The following is a 17216-nucleotide window of genomic DNA, read 5'->3' as shown; positions in this document are numbered from 1 at the left end:
GCGGCGGGCTCGCGGGCCAGACGCGGACCGCGCGTCGTTCGAAGGAAGCACCCTAGGGAAGAATGGATGCCATGGTGCAGAGCTTCGAGCGCAAGCAGTCCGTCGCGATCGTCGGCGGTGGCCCCGGCGGCTACGAAGCGGCTCTCTCGGCCGCCCAGTTGGGCGCCGACGTGACTCTGGTGGAACGGGCGGGCGTGGGCGGCTCGGCCGTCATCACCGACGTCGTGCCGTCGAAGACACTCATCGCGACCGCCGATGCGGCCGTCGCCATCCGCAACGCCAGCGAGCTCGGCGTGCAGCTCTTCGCGCGCGACGACCGGGGCAAGCCCCTCACCCCCGAGGTCGCGATCAACCTCGCGGCGGTCAACCAGCGCCTTCTCTCGCTCGCTCGGCAGCAGTCCGACGACATGCGGGCGTCGCTGCTCGAGGCGGGCGTCCGCATCATCGCGGGTCACGGACGGCTGGACGGTCCGGGCGCCGTGGTCGTGTCGACCGAGGCCGGCGGCACCGACTTCGACCGCATCGAGGCCGAGACCCTCGTCGTCTCGGTGGGGGCCTCGCCGCGCGAGCTGCCCTCGGCCAAGCCCGACGGCGAGCGCATCCTCACGTGGACGCAGCTCTACAACATGAAGTCCGTTCCCACGCACCTCATCGTCGTCGGCTCGGGTGTCACGGGCGCCGAGTTCGCCTCGGCCTACATGAACCTCGGCGCCAAGGTGACACTCGTCTCGAGCCGCGACCAGGTGCTTCCCGGGGAGGATCAGGATGCCGCGGCCGTCCTCGAACGCGTGTTCCAGCGCGGCGGTATGACGCTGCTGGCGAAGGCTCGTGCCGATTCGGTCGTGAACACCGGTGACGGTGTCACCGTGACCCTCGCGGACGGCCGCACGATCGAGGGCAGCCACTGCCTCATGGCGGTCGGCTCGATCCCGAACACCGCGGGGATCGGCCTCGCGGAGGCGGGGGTGCAGATGACCTCGTCCGGGCACATCCGCGTCAACCGCGTCGCGCGCACCTCGGTGCCGAACATCTACGCGGCCGGCGACTGCACGAACTTCTTCCCCCTGGCATCCGTGGCGTCCATGCAGGGCCGTCAGGCGATCTTCCACGCGCTCGGTGACATCGTGATCCCGCTCGAGACGCGCCGGATCACGGCGAACATCTTCACCGCGCCCGAGATCGCGACGGTGGGGTTCAGCGAGCAGGACGTCGTCGACGGCAAGATCGCCGGCGTCGTGAAGAAGCTGCCGTTGTCGGCGAACCCCCGCGCGAAGATGCAGGGCATCACCGACGGGTTCGTGAAGCTCATCGCCCGCAAGGGCAGCGGCACCGTCATGGGCGGCGTCATCGTCGGACCGAAGGCATCCGAGCTCATCTACCCCTTGGCGATCGCGGTCGAACGCCGGCTGACCGTCGACCAGGTCGCCCGCGTCTTCGCGGTCTACCCCTCGCTCACGTCGAGCATCACCGACGCGGCGCGCGCGATGCACATCGTCGACCGCGACGATCCCGGCGAGGACTGAGCAAGGCGGATGCCGGGCCCCGGCATCCGTTGTCCTCCGGTGTCTCGTGAGGTGTCGAACGACGCATAAACGCTGTTTGCGCGCATAAACGCGGTGTGCTCGCGTTTATGCGCGTGGATCGCGTTTATGTGCGGGGATGGGGCGATCCGACGGGTGCCGAGCATTGCGGATGCCGCGGACTCGCGGCATGCGTCGCTTTGGGGTGTTTCGTGAGGTGTCGGTCGACGCATAAACGCTGTTTGCGCGCACAAACGCGGTGTGCTCGCGTTTATGCGCGTGGATCGCGTTTATGTGTCAGGGGAGACCGTACGAACGACGGCGCCGCACCCCCGAGGGAGTGCGGCGCCGTACGGACGAAGGGCTGGTCAGCTGATGAGCAGCAGCTGGTGGCCCGCCGACACCGTCGTGCCGGGGTTCGCGTCGATGCCGGCGATCGTGCCGTCCTTGTGCGCCTGGATGGGCTGCTCCATCTTCATCGCCTCGAGCACGACCACGAGGTCGCCCTTGACGACCTGCTGTCCCTCTTCGACGGCGACCTTGACGATCGTGGCTTGCATGGGCGACTTCACCGCATCGCCGGTGGCGCCGGCGGTGGGGGAGGCTGCGTGCGAGCGCCGCGACGGCGGGGCGGCGGCCGGACGCCCGGGCTTGGCTGCGGGAGCCGCGATGCGGTCGGGGAGACTGACCTCGAGGCGCTTGCCGCCGACTTCGACGACGACGGTGTGCCGACCCTGCTCCTCGGCGGGGGCCTCGAGCTCGCCGTCCCACGCGGGGATGTCGTTCACGAACTCGGTCTCGATCCAGCGCGTGTACACGCCGAACTCGCCGTTCTCGGCGGTGAATGCGGGGTCGCGCACGACCTTGCGGTGGAAGGGCAGCACGGTCGGCATGCCGGCGACCTCGAACTCGTCGAGGGCGCGGCGCGAGCGCTCGAGCGCCTCGGCGCGGTCGCGGCCGGTCACGATGATCTTTGCGAGCAGCGAGTCGAAGGCTCCCGAGACGCTGTCGCCCGCGGTCACCCCGGAGTCGAGACGGATGCCGGGGCCGCCGAACGTCTTGAAGACGTGGATCGGGCCGGGCTGCGGAAGGAAGCCCCGGCCCGGGTCTTCGCCGTTGATGCGGAACTCGATCGAGTGGCCCGTGGGTGCGGGGTCGTCGTACCCGAGCTCCTCGCCCTCGGCGAGGCGGAACTGCTCGCGCACCAGGTCGATGCCCGTGACCTCTTCGGAGACGGGGTGCTCGACCTGGAGGCGCGTGTTCACCTCGAGGAACGAGATCGTGCCGTCGGCGCCGATGAGGAACTCGCAGGTCCCGGCGCCGACATAGCCGACCTCCTTGAGGATGGCCTTCGACGCCGAGTAGAGGATGGCGTTCTGCTCGTCGCTGAGGAACGGCGCCGGGGCCTCCTCAACGAGCTTCTGGTGGCGGCGCTGCAGCGAGCAGTCGCGCGTGGAGACGACCACGACGTTGCCGGCGGCATCCGCGAGGCACTGCGTCTCGACGTGGCGCGGCTTGTCGAGGTACTTCTCGACGAAGCACTCGCCGCGGCCGAACGCCGCGACGGCCTCTCGCGTGGCCGACTCGAACATCTCGGCGACCTCGTCGAGCTCGCGGGCGACCTTGAGACCGCGTCCGCCTCCGCCGTAGGCGGCCTTGATGGCGATGGGGAGGCCGACCTGCTCGGCGAACGCGATCACCTCGTCGGCACCCGAGACGGGGCCGGGGGTGCCGGGGGCGAGCGGGGCGCCGACCTTCTCGGCGACGTGACGCGCGGTCACCTTGTCGCCGAGCGCTTCGATCGCGTCGGGCGAGGGGCCGATCCAGACCAGACCCGCGGCGATGACGGCGCGAGCGAAGTCGGCGTTCTCGGCGAGGAAGCCGTAGCCGGGGTGCACGGCGTCGGCACCGGAACGACGGGCGACCGAGAGGATCTTCTCGATCGACAGGTAGGTGTCGGCGCTCGTGGAGCCGTCGAGGGCGTACGCCTCGTCAGCCAGGCGGGTGTGCAGGGCGTCGCGGTCCTGATCGGCGTAGACGGCGACGGAGGCCTTGCCCGAATCTCGGGCGGCGCGGATGACTCGGACGGCGATCTCGCCGCGGTTGGCGACAAGGACCTTGGCGATCTTCGGCATCCTCCCAGCCTATCGAGGGGGTACCCCGGTCTTTTGACCCTCCTCGACAAGAAACGCCGAAAAACGTGTGCGGGACCCTACGAACGATTCCAGAGGTCCGTCCACGAGACCCCGAGCTCGCGGACGAGTCGGCGCACCGTCGACAGCGACATTCCGACGACGGTCGACGGATCGCCCTCGACTCGCTCGATGAAAGCGCCGCCGAGACTGTCCACGGTGAACGCCCCGGCGACCAGCAGCGGCTCGCCGCTGGCGACATAGGCGGCGATCTCGTCGTCGTCGACGTCGGCCGCGAAGGTCACGCTCGCCTCGGCGACCGCGTGCGCCTCGGTCGGCGCAGCGCCGGGGGTGACGCGGAACACGCTGTGTCCGGAATGCAGCACGCCCGTCCGCCCCCTCATTCCGCGCCAGCGCTCCGTCGCAGCTTCGGGCGTGTAGGGCTTGCCGAGGATCTCGTCGCCGAGTTCGAACATCGAGTCGCCGCCGATCACCACGCCGTCGAAGCTCGGGTCCTCCTCGTGCAGACGGAAGGCGACATCGGCGGCCTTGCGTCGCGCGAGGAGCAGCACGTGCTCGGGAGCGGGAAGGCGCCGACCGTCCGCTTCCTCGACCTCCGCGATCACCGCCTCCTCGTCGACCCGGGGCGCTCGCGCCTCGGGCTCGATGCCCGCCTGCCGCAGGAGCATGAGACGAGCGGGAGAAGTGGATGCCAAGCACACGCGCATGCGTCCACGGTAGTCATCGCGGCCCTCGCTGTTGACTCCGTCCCGGTACCGGACCCTTCGACGGGCTCAGGGTCCTGGGGCCGCGGTGGTCGGCATGTCGAAGCCGCCGGACCTTTCGGGGGCCCGGGTTCTCACGGCGGAGGTGGCTGAGCCCGTCGAAGCCGCCGGACCCGGCGGCAGACGCAGTGTCCTCGCGGCGGAGGTGGCTGAGCCTGTCGAAGCCACCGGCCCGGCGATCTCCCGGCCGCGTGTGACAGGCTCGGACAATGCACGACGGCGACCTCATCGATCTCGACATCACCGGCATCGCCCACGGGGGAGTGTTCGTCGGCCGGCACGAGGGCCGCGTGGTCTTCGTTCCCGACACCCTTCCCGGGGAGCGCGTCCGGGCGCGCGTCACCGACACGCGCAAGAAGGCGTTCTGGCGGGCCGACGCCGTCGAGGTGCTCGAGGCGGCTCCCGAGCGTCGGCGGCACGTCTGGGCGGCGGCCGACATCGACGTGGCGCCCGAGGACCGTCCCGGTGGGGCGGAGTTCGGACACATCGAGCTCGGGCATCAACGACGGCTGAAAGAGCGCGTGATCCGCGAGGCTCTCGAACGCGTGGGCAAGCTCGACCTCTCGGTCGACGTGCGCCCGGCCGGCGTCCCCGGCGATGCAGAGAACGCGGACGGCACGGGCTGGCGCACGCGCCTCAGCCTGCATGTCGACGACGAGGGCCGGATCGGCCCGTTCGCTGCGCGCTCGCATCGGGTCATCGAGACCCCCGACCTGCCCTTGGCGACGGCCGAGGTCGCGCGGGCCGCCGCCGCTGTGCGCGGAGCGCGACCCGGCCGTGTCGACCTCGTGCAGCCGGCCGACGGGCGCGTGCGGGTGCTGGCGCGTCCGGACGGCGACCGCTCGCGTCCGACCCCCGAGGTCGTCGAGGAGCGGGTCGGCGAGCGCCTGTTCCGGGTGGATGCGGGAGGTTTCTGGCAGGTGCACCGGCTCGCCGCGCGGACCCTGACCAGTCTCGTCAGAGACGAGCTGACGGCGGCGGGGGGAGTCGACCCCGAGGGGCTCCATCTCGACCTCTACGGCGGTGTCGGCCTGTTCGCGGCGACGCTCGCCGAACTGGGCGGTTCGTCGACGCGGGTGATCAGCGTCGAGTCCGACCCGCGCGCGACCGAGCACGCTGGCGAGAACCTCGCGGAGTGGATCGGGGCGCGGGCCGAGACCGCCCGGGCGGATCGTTTCGTCGCGTCGCTCGCCGCCGGCGCGTCGGAGCGGGAGCGCGAGCGTCTCTCCCACGGCGTCGTCCTGCTCGATCCGCCCCGCGCGGGGGCCGGGCGCGAGGTCGTCGAGGGCATCGCGGCGCTGACACCGTCGACGGTGGTGTACGTCGCGTGCGACCCCGTCGCGCTCTCGCGCGACCTGGCCACCTTCGCCGAACACGGCTACGTCGCCGCGAACGGCATCCGCGGCGTCGATCTCTTCCCTCACACCCACCACGTCGAAGCGGTCGTCGTTCTGCGCCGATGACCCGCCGACCGGGGGATGTCCAGGCCCTGCGCTGAGAAATCCCGTGGATACGATGAGGGGATGACGCGCGTCGCCCTCATCGATGATCACGAGTCGGTTCGTCTCGGTCTCGAGGCGGCGCTGACCCAGACCGCCGCGACCGAAGTCGTGTTCTCGGGCGCGAACGTCGCCGCGTACCTCGACTGGCGTCGCGCAGCGGTCCAGTCCCCGGCCGACGTCGTGGTTCTCGACCTCACCCTCGGCGACGGCACGACCGTCTCCGAGAACGTCGACCGGGTCGTGCGCGACGGCTCGAGCGTGATCATCCACAGCGTCGCCGACCGCCCGGCGGCCGTGCGCGAGGCCCTCGCCGCGGGAGCGGCCGGCATCGTGAGCAAATCGTCGCCGACGCACGAGGTGCTCGGGGCGATCAGGACGGTTGCTCGCGGCGACCTGCTCGACAACGTCGAATGGGCCAGTGCCGTCGAGGGCGACCGCGCCTTCGCGGACGCTCAGCTCTCCGCTCGCGAGCGAGAGGTGCTGCGCCTGTACGCGGCGGGACTGCCGCTCAAAGCCGTCGCGGAGCGACTCGGCGTCGCGTACTCCACCGCGAAGGAGAACATCACGCGGGTCCGCGTGAAGTACGTCGAGGTCGGCCGTCCCGCCCCGACGAAGGTCGACCTGCTGCGGCGGGCGATGGAGGACGGCATCCTGCAAGACGCCCCCGAAGCCGGGAACGATGCCTGAGAACCTCCGCTCGGAGGCCCAGCGGACGGTTCTCGAAGAGGCCTGGGGGAGGATTCCGCACTCGCGCGAATCCAGCGACGACCCCGGCTCGTTCACCCAGAAGCGCATCGAACGCGTCCTGACGATCTTCGTCGGCCCTGCCTCGCTCGCCCTCGGGTCCCAAGCGCTCGTCGCGGCGTTCGGCCGGGCCGACGAGCGCGACGGCTGGCACCTCCCGTTGGTGCTCGGGGTGTTCGTGCCGCTCGCCGCGATGATCGTGGCGTGCGCGGTGGGGCGGTTCGCTCGGCTGTTCACCGGACTGTTCGCCGTCGTCTTCATGGCCGCTCTGGCGCTCTGGCCCCTCGCGACAGCCGGAGGGCCACCTCCGTCGCCGTTGGAGAACCCCTGGATCTTCTACCTGATCAACGTCGCGACGGTGGCGGCCGTGGTCGCCTTCCCGATGTCGCTGCAGATCGTCTGGACGGTTGCCGCTCCTCTTCTCTTCGGTGTGGTGCGGCTGATCCAGGCCGGCGGCCGCAGCGAGTTCTTCGTCCCCGTCGCCCTCGACGTCTCATTCGCCTTGATCCTCGGCAGCGTCCTGGTGACGTTGGTCTGGATGTACCGCTCGATCGCCGCTCACGTCGACGAGACGCGCGCGCAGGCGGTGTCGAGCTACGCCGAGGCGGCCGCCACGGCAGCGACGGAGAACGAGCGCGTGGCGGTCGCCGCTCTCATGCACGACAGCGTTCTGGGAGCGCTCCTCGCGGCTGAGCGGGCCTCGACGCCTCGTGAACGCACGCTCGCGGTGAGCATGGCGCGGGAGGCGCTGACCCGCCTCGCGAACGCCGAGAAGGACGCCCTCGAGGGCAGCGACGCGCCGGTGGATGCCGCGCGCCTCGCCGACGACATCGAGGCGTCCGCACGCGACTTCGGAGTGAACCTCACCGTTCGACGGCGATTGGAGGATGCCACGCCGCGTGTCCCCGGACGCGTCGCGCGCGCGCTCGTCCTCGCGGCCATGCAGGCCGTCGCCAATGCCGTGCAGCACGCCGAAGCCCGAGGGCTCGCGGTGGAGGTGTCGGGCTACGCCGATCCCGGGAGCGTCGTCGTACGGGTGCGTGACGCGGGTGCCGGGTTCGACCTCGACGCGATCCCGGCGGATCGCCTCGGCATCCGCGGATCGATCATGGCGCGCGTGACGGCGGTGGGAGGACGCTCGGACATCGAGTCCGGGCCCTCGGGCACGACCGTGACGCTCGAGTGGGAGAGCGGGGACCGCTGGTGACCGTCCGCGCCGTGCTGTCCGTGATCGCTCTCGCCTTCACGGCCTACCTCGCGGCGCGGGGTCTGCTGTGGACGAGCCCCGAAACGGTGGAGCGGGGCTGGCTGATCATCGCCGCTCTGGTGATCTACCTGCCGATCACGTGGCTGTGGATCCTGTTGCCCGGTTCGCGGCGCCCCGGCGCCCCGGTCGGGGCGCCGGGCGAGCGATCCACGATGCCAGGGTGGGCCGCGGCGCTCGCGCTCGTGGCGTCCGTCGTGGTGCCGAACGCGGCTTTCCTCGCCGTCGTGCCCGATGGGCGGACCCAACCTTTCGTCACGTGGGTCATCGGCGGTATCGGCGCCCTCATGACCATCGTCATGGTTCGGCACCGGCCGATCATCGCCTGGATCGGTATGGCGGCCCTGACGGTGTCGGCGTCCGTCTGGCTCGGCGTGGTCTCGGCCTTGAGCCTCGGGCTGGTCGGCTCGCTCGTCTGGGTGACCGTGGCCCAGCTCATGTCGATCGCCCTCGACCGCACCGCGCGTGACGCGGCTCAATTATCCGACCTGCAACAGGCGGCGTCCGCGTGGCAGGCGGCGCAGAGCGGCCGCCAGCGGGAGCGGCGACTGCACGTCCAGCGCGCGCTCGCGGTCGCCGGACCGGTGCTCGCTCGTGTGATCGAGACGGGCGGCAACCTCCGCCCGTCCGAGCGGGAGACCGCGCGCTTGGCTGAGCAGAGCCTCCGCGACGAGTTGCGGAGTCCGCGTCTGCTCGACCAGGGCGTGCGCGCGGAGATCGATGCCGCGCGGCGCCGGGGTTCGGCGGTCACTCTGTTCGATGAGGGTGGTCTCGACGGTCTCGATGCGCCGGCGCTGGGGGAGATCCGTGCAGAGCTCGCCGACATTTTGCGCGGCGCCGTGTCGGAGCGGCTCATCATCCGCACCTCGCCGCACAACGGGATCGCGGTCACGGTCGTGGGCCGCTCGACCGGCGAGGGTGCGGGCGGAGATGACGACGAGGTCGACCTCTGGCGCGAGATCCGTCGCCCGCGCTGACGATCGGGGAGTCGGCTCAGCGGGATCACCGGCGACGTCGGGCCCGCGCGTCCTGGGTGGACCGGGAGCCGATCGGCCCCCGCCTGATCGCCGATCGCGGCCGCGCCGGAGTCGCACAAACCAGGGGGATGGGGGTGAGGGGCGGCGATAGCGCCGGCCCCTCACCCATGCGGACGGTTACCCGAAAACCGGCCGCGGTGGCCGGAACCGGCTCGATGAGCGGCCCGGCCGAACGCACAAAGCGTTCCAGCTCCTCCAGTATCCGCGACGCGCTCCAGCGCGTCTGTAGGTATTTCGGGGGACAGTCAGCCGGTGAACCCGCGCCAACCGGCGTCGCGGTTCAGCGGGGCGCGCAGACCCCGCGCGGACAGCTCCCAGCTCGACCGCGCCGTGGCCTCGGGGGCCGTGGCATCCGCCCTCTCCCGCGCGTAGGCCTCGCCCACCACGACGATCGCCGCTGCGAGCTCCTCGGGCGTGGGAGTGCCGCGCACGACGCGCGCGACGGCTTCGGGCGGGTCCAGCGGTGCGTTCTCGCTCACAGCGGGATGTTCCCGTGCTTCTTCGCGGGCAGGCTCGCGCGCTTGTTCCGCAGCGCCCGCAGCGCCTTGGCGATCGACACGCGCGTCTGCGCGGGCTCGATGATCCCGTCGAGCTCGCCGCGCTCGGCCGCGAGGAACGGGGATGCCACGTTGTAGGTGTACTCGTTCGCGAGGCGCGTGCGCACCGCGGCGACGTCTTCGCCCGCCTCTTCGGCGCGCTTGATCTCGCCGCGGTAGAGGATGTTGACCGCGCCCTGCCCGCCCATGACGGCGATCTCGGCCGTGGGCCACGCGAGGTTGATGTCGGCACCGAGCTGCTTCGAGCCCATGACGATGTACGCACCGCCGTAGGCCTTGCGCAGGATCACGGTCACCAGCGGCACGGTGGCCTCGGCGTAGGCGTAGAGCAGCTTCGCGCCGCGGCGGATGACGCCGGTCCACTCCTGATCGGTGCCGGGGAGGTAGCCGGGCACGTCGACGAGCGTCACGATCGGGATCGAGAACGCGTCGCAGAAGCGCACGAATCGCGAGGCCTTCTCGCCGGCGTCGATGTTCAGCGTGCCGGCCATCTGCGAGGGCTGGTTGGCGATGATGCCGACGGTGCGCCCCTCGATCCGCCCGAAGCCGATGACGATGTTCGGGGCGAACAGCGGCTGCACCTCCAAGAACTCTCCGGTCCCTGAGCCTGTCGAAGGGTCCACGATCCCCGAGATCACCGTGTGGATGTCGTAGGGCTGGTTGGGGGAGTCGGGGATGATCGTGTTCAGCGAGCGATCGGCATCCGTCGTCTCGAACTCGAACGGTGTCTCGTAGACCGGGATCTCGGCGAGGTTGTTGTCGGGCAGGTAGCCGATCAGCGTGCGCGCGTAGTCGATCGCGTCGTCCTCGTCGTCGGCGAGGTAGTGCGCGACGCCCGACCGGCTGTTGTGGGTGAGCGCGCCCCCCAGCTCTTCCATGCCGACGTCTTCGCCGGTCACGGTCTTGATGACGTCCGGCCCGGTGACGAACATCTGGCTGGTCTTGTCGACCATGATGACGAAGTCGGTGAGCGCGGGGGAGTACACCGCGCCGCCCGCGGCGGGGCCCATGATGAGCGAGATCTGCGGGATCACGCCGGAGGCCGCCGTGTTCAGGCGGAAGATCTCGCCGTACTTGCCGAGGGCGACCACGCCCTCCTGGATGCGCGCGCCGCCGGAGTCCAGGATGCCGATGATCGGGATGCCGCTGCGCAGCGCGAGTTCCATGACCTTGATGATCTTGTCGCCGGCGACCTCGCCGAGCGAGCCGCCGAAGGTCGAGAAGTCCTGCGCGTAGACCGCGACGGTGCGGCCGTGGATCGTGCCCGTGCCCGTCACGACCGAGTCGCCGTAGGGACGGGACTTGTCCATGCCGAAGGCCGTGGTGCGGTGGCGCACGTACTCGTCGATCTCGACGAACGAGCCCGGATCGACAAGCATCTCGATGCGCTCGCGGGCGGTGAGCTTGCCCTTCGCGTGCTGCTTGTCGCGGGCGGCGGCTTCGGCGTCGACGACCGCTTCCTGGTACCGGGTGCGCAGGTCGGCGATCTTGCCGGCGGTGGTGAAGAGATCGGGCTGGTCGGTCACGCCTTCCACCCTAGCGACAGCCTCCGCGGCGAGGTTGGAGGGTGCGCACAAGCGAAACGGTGAGGCGCTGTGGCATCCGTCCAGTCATCCGCTTCGGGTCGCTGGGCGCCGCCGCCGAAACGATGAAGCGCAAGCGGATGCCATCGCCTCGACGATTCTCTAGGGTGTGGGCATGCCGATCCCCGAAGCCGGATACCCGCGGACCGCCGCCGTCAGCCCCCGCGTCCAGGTGGTCGAGACCACCGGTTCCACCAATGCCGATGTTGTCGCGGCCGTGACGGCGGACCCGGCCGGCTGGCCGCACCTCTCTCTCCTCGTCACGCGCGACCAGCGCGCGGGGCGCGGGCGCCTCGATCGCACGTGGACCGCGCCCGCGGGAACCGCGATCGCCGTCTCGGTCGTCGTGGACGCCTCCCGCGTGCCGCTGCCGCTGCGGGGCTGGATTCCGCTGGTGGCCGGGGCGGCGATGACCCGCGCGGTGCGTGCGCAGCTCGGCGGGCACGGCGGCGCAGTGGAGTTGAAGTGGCCGAACGACGTGCTCGTGGAGGGCGGCAAGATCTGCGGCATCCTGGCCGAAGCCGTGCCCGGAACCTTCGACACCGTGGTGGTCGGAGCGGGAGTGAACACCCGCATGAGCCGCGCGGATCTTCCCGTGGCGACCGCGACGTCGTTCGCGGCGCTCGGGGCGGAGTGCGACGAGGACCAGCTGCTGGCGGACTACGTCTCGGGGCTCTCGGAGTCGCTCGCGGCTCTCGCGGCCGGGCAGGAGGAACGCGTGCACGGCGACGTCGAGAAGCTCTGTGCGACGGTCGGCCGCGAGGTGTCGGTCTCGCTGCCCGACGGGACGACGCTGTCGGGCCGCGCGACGCGGCTCGACGAGACGGGCCGACTCGTCGTGGAGGCGGGGACGATCGTCGAGGCGGTGTCGGCGGGCGACGTGGTGCACGTGCGCTGAGGCCCCGGGCGTCCCGCGTGTGCGCCGCGGGCTGCGGGCGCGACCCCGCACAATGAGAGGGTGACCCAGCCGACCAGCTACGGAGGGCGCCCGCGTATGCCGGCGCCGGGTGCCGCAGCGCCCGAGCTGCGCATCGCGCGGATCCACGCGCACGCGCGACGTCTCGTGTGGTCGGCGATGGTGCTGATCGGCGTCGCCGGCGCGACGGCGTACTTCTACGACAATCTGCCCGCGCCGTTCGAGAACTGGATGCTGGTGAGCGCGGCGGCCGCGATCGTGCTGCTGCTCGTCGTGGTCCCCTACCTCGTCTGGCTGTCGCACACGTGGACGATCACGACCCGTCGCGTGATCGAGCGCTCGGGCTTCTTCGGCTCGCGCAGCCAGGAGATCTCGCACGTGCGCGGGTACTCGATCCAGATGCGCCGTGGCGTGCTGCAGCGCCTGTGGGGTGCGGGGACGCTGACGCTGTCGAACGGTGTCGAGCCCCCGTTGCGGTTGAAGAACGTCCCGAACGCCGTGCTGCTGCACGAGACCCTGGTCGACCAGGTCGAGGTCAACCAGATCCTCGCTCACCGCGACTCCCAGGCGTTCGGCTCCGGCGCGGTCGGTCTCTGACGCGGGCTGCGGTCTCGTCGCCGGACCCGGCCGAGCCCCTCGAAGCCGACGGCGTCCGAGGGAGCTCCGGTCCCTTCGTCAAGCTCAGGGACCCCGGTCGCGTCGAGGTGGCTGAGCCTGTCGAAGCAACCGGCGTCCGGGGGAGTTCGGGTCCCTTCGACATGCTGAGGGACCCCGGTCGCGTCGAGGTGGCTGAGCTTGTCGAAGCCACCGGTACCCCCGCGCCGTCCCGCCTCGGCTCGCGCCCCCGCGAGCAGCCCGACAGAATGGATGCCGACGAAGGGAGCGGCATGACGCTGCGAGTCGGAGTGATCGGTGGCGGACAGCTGGCGCGGATGATGATCGCGCCCGCCGTCGAACTGGGGATCGACATCCGTGTCCTCGCCGAGGACGAGGGAATGTCGGCGGCGCTCGCCGCGTCGGCGGTGGGCGACTACCGCGACGCCGATACCGTCCTGGCCTTCGCGCGCGACGTCGACGTCATCACCTTCGACCACGAGCACGTCCCGCAGGATGTCCTCGCCGCCCTCGTCGACGCGGGGGTCTCCGTTCACCCCGGACCCGCCCCGCTCGCCGTCGCCCAGGACAAGCTCGTCATGCGGACGCGCATGGCCGAACTGGGCCTTCCCCAGCCCGACTGGGCCGCCGTCGCCGACGTCGCCGAGCTGCAGGACTTCCTCGACTCTCACGGCGGTCGCGCCGTGGTGAAGACGCCCCGCGGTGGCTACGACGGCAAGGGCGTGCGCGTCGTCGCCGCGGCGACCGAGGCGGATGACTGGTTCGCCGCTCTCGCCGAGGACGGCCACGGGGGATCGCTGCTCGCCGAAGAGCTCGTCGACTTCACGCGCGAACTCGCGCAGCAGGTGGCGCGCCGGCCGTCCGGCGAGGTGCGCGCCTATCCCGTCGTCGAGACCGTGCAGCGCGGGGGAGTGTGCGCCGAGGTCGTCGCACCCGCGCCCCGTGCCGACGGGCGTGTCCAGCGGGTCGCCGCCGACATCGGCGTCGCCGTGGCCGAGGGCCTCGGCGTCACCGGGATGCTGGCTGTCGAGCTGTTCGAGACCAGCGACGAGCGCATCCTCATCAACGAGCTCGCAATGCGTCCCCACAACAGCGGCCACTGGACGCAGGACGGGGCGGTCACCAGCCAGTTCGAGCAGCACCTGCGGGCGGTCCTCGACCTCCCCCTCGGAGCGACGGATGCCAAGGCCCCGTGGTCCGTCATGATCAACGTGCTCGGCGGGCCCGCCGAGGGGACGCTCGAGGAGCGATTCCCCGCGGCGCTCGACGCACACCCGCACGCCAAGATCCACACGTACGGCAAGGCTCCGCGCCCCGGCCGCAAGGTCGGGCACGTCAACGTGACGGGCGACGACCTCGACGACGCCGTGTACGAGGCACGCGCGACGGCCGCCTTCTTCGATTGAGCTGAGCGTCTGAGCGCGCCGTTCCGCCTTCTTCCAGCGAGCCGCCCTAGCCTGGACCGGTGACCCGGCCGCTGCATTCCTCCGAGACGCCCGTGGTCGGCGTCGTCATGGGCTCCGACTCGGATTGGCGCGTGATGAACGCCGCCTCCGAGGTACTGAGCGAGTTCGGCATCCCGCACGAGGTGGAGGTCGTCTCGGCCCACCGCACGCCGGACAAGCTCGTGCGGTACGGCCGCGAGGCCCGGAGCCGCGGGCTTCGCGCGATCATCGCCGGTGCCGGGGGAGCCGCTCACCTGCCCGGCATGTTGGCATCCGTCACCGCTCTTCCCGTGATCGGCGTGCCCGTCCAGCTGGCCACCCTCGATGGGCTGGACTCGCTGCTGAGCATCGTGCAGATGCCGGCGGGGATCCCGGTCGCCACGGTGTCGATCAACGGGGCGAAGAACGCGGGGCTCCTCGCCGCACGCATCCTCGGGTCGGCGGACGCCGAGATCGCGGATCGGATCGAGGCATACGCCCGCGACCTCGAGAGTCAGGTCGAAGACAAGAACCGACGGCTCAAGGAGTCGCTATGACCCTCGCGCCCCCGCGCGCGTCGTCGCGCTCGCCGCTGGTCGAACAGCGTCCGCTGCGCAACCCCGATCTCGGATCCACCGCGGTCATGACCCGGCGCGGTTGGTGGCTCGTCGTCGCGAACCTCCTCATCCCGGGCTCCGCTCAGGTGCTCGCAGGCAACAGGCGTCTCGGGCGCTTCGGCCTCGCCGCGACCCTGGCACTGTGGGTCGGACTCGTGCTCGTCGCTCTCGGTGCCCTGCTGGCGCCGAGCAGCCTGTTCGCCCTGGCGACCGGATCGTTCATCCCCGACTTCTTGTCGTGGTTCCGCTGGGTTCCGCTCACGATCGTGCAAGCGCTGCTCGTGGGGTACGCCGTGCTGTGGATCGTGTTGACCATCGACACGCTCCGCCTCGTCCGCCTCGTCCGGACCGGCCCGCTCGCGCGATTCGGCATCGCGATCGTCTCGATCGGCCTCACCAGCATGCTCGTGGCCGGGGCGGGGTGGGCGGTGCAGACCGCGGGGACGACCCGCGACACAATCGCCGAGATCTTCGCTCAGTCCGCCCCCGTCGTCCCGCCCTCCGACGGGTACTACAACATCCTGCTGCTCGGCGGCGACTCCGGCGAAGGGCGCGACTCGATGCGCTTCGACAGCATCTCGGTGGTCTCCATCAACGCCTCCACGGGTGCCGTCACGATCACCGGCATCCCGCGCGACATGCCCCACTTCCCCTTCGCGCCTGGTCCGATGCAGGACAAGTACCCGAACGGCCACGAGGGCAAGTTCGACCCGGACTGCGGGTGGGGCAGCGGCATCAACCAGCTGCGCACCGAGGTCGAAGTCTGTCAGGACGGCAAAGCCCTGTACCCGGATGCCGAGTCACGGGGGTCCGAGCCGGGCATCGAGGCCACCAAGGACGCGGCCGAGGGCATCCTCGGCATCCAGATCCCGTACTACGTGCTCCTCGACATGAAGGGGTTCGCCGACGTGGTGGACGCCCTCGGCGGCGTCGACATCACGGTCGACGAGCGACTCCCGAAGGGCGGCCCCGCCTACGACGGGCAGCCCGTCGACGACTGGGCATTCGGGTGGATCGAACCGGGTGCACAGCACATGGACGGCGACACGGCGCAGTGGTACGCGCGTTCGCGGTACACCACGAGCGACTTCGACCGGATGCGGCGTCAGCGGCAGCTGCAGGAGGCGATCCTCGCGCAGTTCACCCCTCAGAACGTCCTCACGCACTTCCAAGAGGTCGCGGCGGCCGGGACCAACACCGTCGAGACCGACCTTCCCCAGAGCCTGATCGCCCCCACGCTGGTCGATCTCGCCCTCAAGGCCAAGGACCAGCCCGTCTCGACCATCGAGCTGACGCCGGAGGGCGGGATCGACGAGTTCGACCCCGACTACGCCCAGGTCCAGCAGATCGTCCACGACAAGCTGCATCCGCCCACCGAGACGGAGGCGCCCTCCCCGTGACCGTCACGCTGCGCGTCGTGCTGGATCAGCTCGTCGCCCCCACGTCCCGCGATCTCGCCGAGGCGTCGGCCTCCTTGGCTCAGGCTCTCGTCGACACCGCCCCGCGCGGCTGCGATGTCGCGAGCATCGTTCCCGCACCCGGGCTCGGCGATGACGCCGGGGTGACCGGCCTGTCGGCCGAGACGCGCCTCAGCATGCGACGGCGCGAGCTCGCGGCATCCTGGCAGCTCGGGGTCGCCCCCGGCGTCGGGAAGGGACTGATCCACTCGCCGACCGCTCTTGCCCCGCTTGTGCGCCACGACCGCGTCAACGAGACGCACCAGATCGTGGTGACCCTGTGGGACCTGCGCGCGTGGGAAGCGCCCGACGAACTGCCCCGCGCCGAGGCGCTCGCCTCGCGCGCGCTGCTCTCCCGCGTGACGAAGCACGCCGACGCCGTGGTCGTCCCGACCCACGCAATGGCCGCGCGGCTGGGAGAAGTGGCCAAGTCCAAGCTCGTGGCGAAGGTCCGCGTGATTGGGGGAGCCCCCGCCGCCGGCATGCGCGTCCCGTCCGACGCGGTGGGACGCCTGCGCGCCCTCGAGCTTCCGACATCGTTCCTCGCGCTCGCGGGTGGCCGCGCCCCGTCCGACGGAGTCGCCGACGCATTCGCCGCCGTCACCGCCGCTGGGTGGGACGGCGACGTCGTCGTCCTCGACGTGCCCGAGGGGGAGGAGCCCGCCGTCGTGGAGCTCGCCGCCGCCGCGGGCATCGCCGAGGCGCGCGTTCACGCCCGCGGTTCGCTCGACCAGTGGGACCGCGCCGCGGTGCTCTCGCACGCCGCCGCGTTCGTGACCGGGTGCGCACGGACGGACTGGCCCTGGCGCGCCGTGGACGCCCTGGCCGTCGGCATCCCGATCGTCGCGGTCGACACCCCCGTCCACCGGGAAGTACTGGCGGATGCCGCGGCGCTCGCCCCCGCGGACGCCCTCGGGGGCGCGTTGGAGAGGGCCCTCGGGGACGACGGCGCACGGCTGCGCGTGCTCGCCGGCGACCGCGCCAAGGGCTTCGCGTGGGAGGCCTGCGCCGACCGGATCTGGGCGCTGCACGCCGAACTCTGAGACCGGCCCGGTGCCGCGTC

At 71.1% G+C, this 17216-nt stretch carries 15 protein-coding genes; 11 read left to right on the top strand and 4 right to left on the bottom strand.

The annotated features are described in order from the left end of the window. The first annotated feature begins 62 nt into the window (after positions 1–62). Positions 63–1523 (top strand): NAD(P)H-quinone dehydrogenase, encoded by a 1461-nt coding sequence (locus tag QE388_RS01215; protein ID WP_275798335.1) that lies wholly within the window; start codon positions 63–65, stop codon positions 1521–1523. 365 nt (positions 1524–1888) lie between these two features. On the opposite strand, the gene QE388_RS01210 is transcribed toward QE388_RS01215, so the two are convergent. Next, the gene (locus tag QE388_RS01210; RefSeq protein ID WP_307382356.1) at positions 1889–3655 is read right to left on the bottom strand and encodes a biotin carboxylase N-terminal domain-containing protein; all 1767 of its coding nucleotides are present in this window, start codon (positions 3653–3655) and stop codon (positions 1889–1891) included. A 77-nt stretch (positions 3656–3732) separates the two neighbouring features. After that, positions 3733–4380, bottom strand: a complete 648-nt coding sequence (locus QE388_RS01205) for a nucleoside triphosphate pyrophosphatase (protein ID WP_275796482.1) — start codon at positions 4378–4380, stop codon at positions 3733–3735. 266 nt (positions 4381–4646) lie between these two features. Here QE388_RS01205 and QE388_RS01200 point away from each other — a divergent pair, with 266 nt between their 5' ends. From QE388_RS01200 to QE388_RS01185, 4 genes are read left to right on the top strand one after another with little or no spacing between them, the layout of a single operon-like run. After that, positions 4647–5900 carry a class I SAM-dependent RNA methyltransferase gene (locus QE388_RS01200; RefSeq protein WP_307382354.1) on the top strand — a complete coding sequence of 418 codons (1254 nt, stop codon included), beginning with the start codon at positions 4647–4649 and terminating at the stop codon, positions 5898–5900. Between the two features lie 60 nt (positions 5901–5960). Further along, positions 5961–6626, top strand: a complete 666-nt coding sequence (locus tag QE388_RS01195) for a response regulator transcription factor (protein ID WP_307382351.1) — start codon at positions 5961–5963, stop codon at positions 6624–6626. Further along, complete coding sequence (locus QE388_RS01190) at positions 6619–7890, top strand: sensor histidine kinase (RefSeq protein WP_275796488.1); 1272 nt, start codon at positions 6619–6621, stop codon at positions 7888–7890. The genes QE388_RS01195 and QE388_RS01190 overlap by 8 nt, the downstream gene beginning before the upstream one ends. Continuing rightward, on the top strand, positions 7887–8924 hold the full coding sequence (locus tag QE388_RS01185; protein ID WP_307382347.1) for a hypothetical protein: 1038 nt from the start codon (positions 7887–7889) through the stop codon (positions 8922–8924). The genes QE388_RS01190 and QE388_RS01185 overlap by 4 nt, the downstream gene beginning before the upstream one ends. Positions 8925–9229: 305 nt before the next feature. Here QE388_RS01185 and QE388_RS01180 read toward each other — a convergent pair whose 3' ends face one another. Together QE388_RS01180 and QE388_RS01175 are read right to left on the bottom strand one after the other, a co-directional pair. Beyond that, positions 9230–9463, bottom strand: coding sequence for an acyl-CoA carboxylase subunit epsilon (locus tag QE388_RS01180; protein ID WP_307382345.1), 234 nt, complete (start codon positions 9461–9463; stop codon positions 9230–9232). Then, complete coding sequence (locus tag QE388_RS01175) at positions 9460–11067, bottom strand: acyl-CoA carboxylase subunit beta (protein WP_275797935.1); 1608 nt, start codon at positions 11065–11067, stop codon at positions 9460–9462. Before QE388_RS01175 ends, QE388_RS01180 begins: the two co-directional genes overlap by 4 nt. Before the next feature lie 172 nt (positions 11068–11239). Here QE388_RS01175 and QE388_RS01170 point away from each other — a divergent pair, with 172 nt between their 5' ends. The 6 genes from QE388_RS01170 to QE388_RS01145 all read left to right on the top strand — a co-directional run bounded on the left by QE388_RS01170 (position 11240) and on the right by QE388_RS01145 (position 17196). After that, on the top strand, positions 11240–12022 hold the full coding sequence (locus tag QE388_RS01170; protein ID WP_307382341.1) for a biotin--[acetyl-CoA-carboxylase] ligase: 783 nt from the start codon (positions 11240–11242) through the stop codon (positions 12020–12022). Positions 12023–12082: 60 nt separating this feature from the next. After that, complete coding sequence (locus QE388_RS01165; RefSeq protein ID WP_307382339.1) at positions 12083–12637, top strand: PH domain-containing protein; 555 nt, start codon at positions 12083–12085, stop codon at positions 12635–12637. 290 nt (positions 12638–12927) lie between these two features. Beyond that, positions 12928–14061: a 5-(carboxyamino)imidazole ribonucleotide synthase gene (locus tag QE388_RS01160; RefSeq protein ID WP_307387030.1), complete on the top strand. Its 1134-nt coding sequence runs from the start codon at positions 12928–12930 to the stop codon at positions 14059–14061. Between the two features lie 107 nt (positions 14062–14168). Continuing rightward, entirely contained in the window at positions 14169–14636 is a 468-nt protein-coding gene (purE, locus tag QE388_RS01155) for a 5-(carboxyamino)imidazole ribonucleotide mutase (protein ID WP_275797949.1), read from the top strand. Next, on the top strand, positions 14633–16096 hold the full coding sequence (locus QE388_RS01150; RefSeq protein ID WP_307382337.1) for an LCP family protein: 1464 nt from the start codon (positions 14633–14635) through the stop codon (positions 16094–16096). The genes purE and QE388_RS01150 overlap by 4 nt, the downstream gene beginning before the upstream one ends. Then, positions 16093–17196 (top strand): glycosyltransferase, encoded by a 1104-nt coding sequence (locus tag QE388_RS01145; RefSeq protein ID WP_307382334.1) that lies wholly within the window; start codon positions 16093–16095, stop codon positions 17194–17196. Before QE388_RS01150 ends, QE388_RS01145 begins: the two co-directional genes overlap by 4 nt. The last annotated feature ends 20 nt before the right edge of the window (positions 17197–17216 follow it).

Origin of the sequence: Microbacterium sp. SORGH_AS_0969 (assembly GCF_030818255.1) — a bacterium.
Classification (GTDB): Bacteria; Actinomycetota; Actinomycetes; order Actinomycetales; family Microbacteriaceae; genus Microbacterium.
Note: the sequence above shows the minus strand (reverse complement) of the source record. Positions and strands in the feature narration are given on the sequence as shown.

Bases quoted from the DNA above. Each gene is read 5' to 3' on its own strand.
- QE388_RS01215 (WP_275798335.1), top strand. From the start codon at position 63: ATGGATGCCATGGTGCAGAGCTTCGAGCGCAAGCAGTCCGTCGCGATC.
- QE388_RS01210 (WP_307382356.1), bottom strand. From the start codon at position 3,655: ATGCCGAAGATCGCCAAGGTCCTTGTCGCCAACCGCGGCGAGATCGCC.
- QE388_RS01205 (WP_275796482.1), bottom strand. From the start codon at position 4,380: ATGCGCGTGTGCTTGGCATCCACTTCTCCCGCTCGTCTCATGCTCCTG.
- QE388_RS01200 (WP_307382354.1), top strand. From the start codon at position 4,647: ATGCACGACGGCGACCTCATCGATCTCGACATCACCGGCATCGCCCAC.
- QE388_RS01195 (WP_307382351.1), top strand. From the start codon at position 5,961: ATGACGCGCGTCGCCCTCATCGATGATCACGAGTCGGTTCGTCTCGGT.
- QE388_RS01190 (WP_275796488.1), top strand. From the start codon at position 6,619: ATGCCTGAGAACCTCCGCTCGGAGGCCCAGCGGACGGTTCTCGAAGAG.
- QE388_RS01170 (WP_307382341.1), top strand. From the start codon at position 11,240: ATGCCGATCCCCGAAGCCGGATACCCGCGGACCGCCGCCGTCAGCCCC.
- QE388_RS01160 (WP_307387030.1), top strand. From the start codon at position 12,928: ATGACGCTGCGAGTCGGAGTGATCGGTGGCGGACAGCTGGCGCGGATG.
- purE (WP_275797949.1), top strand. From the start codon at position 14,169: ATGGGCTCCGACTCGGATTGGCGCGTGATGAACGCCGCCTCCGAGGTA.
- QE388_RS01150 (WP_307382337.1), top strand. From the start codon at position 14,633: ATGACCCTCGCGCCCCCGCGCGCGTCGTCGCGCTCGCCGCTGGTCGAA.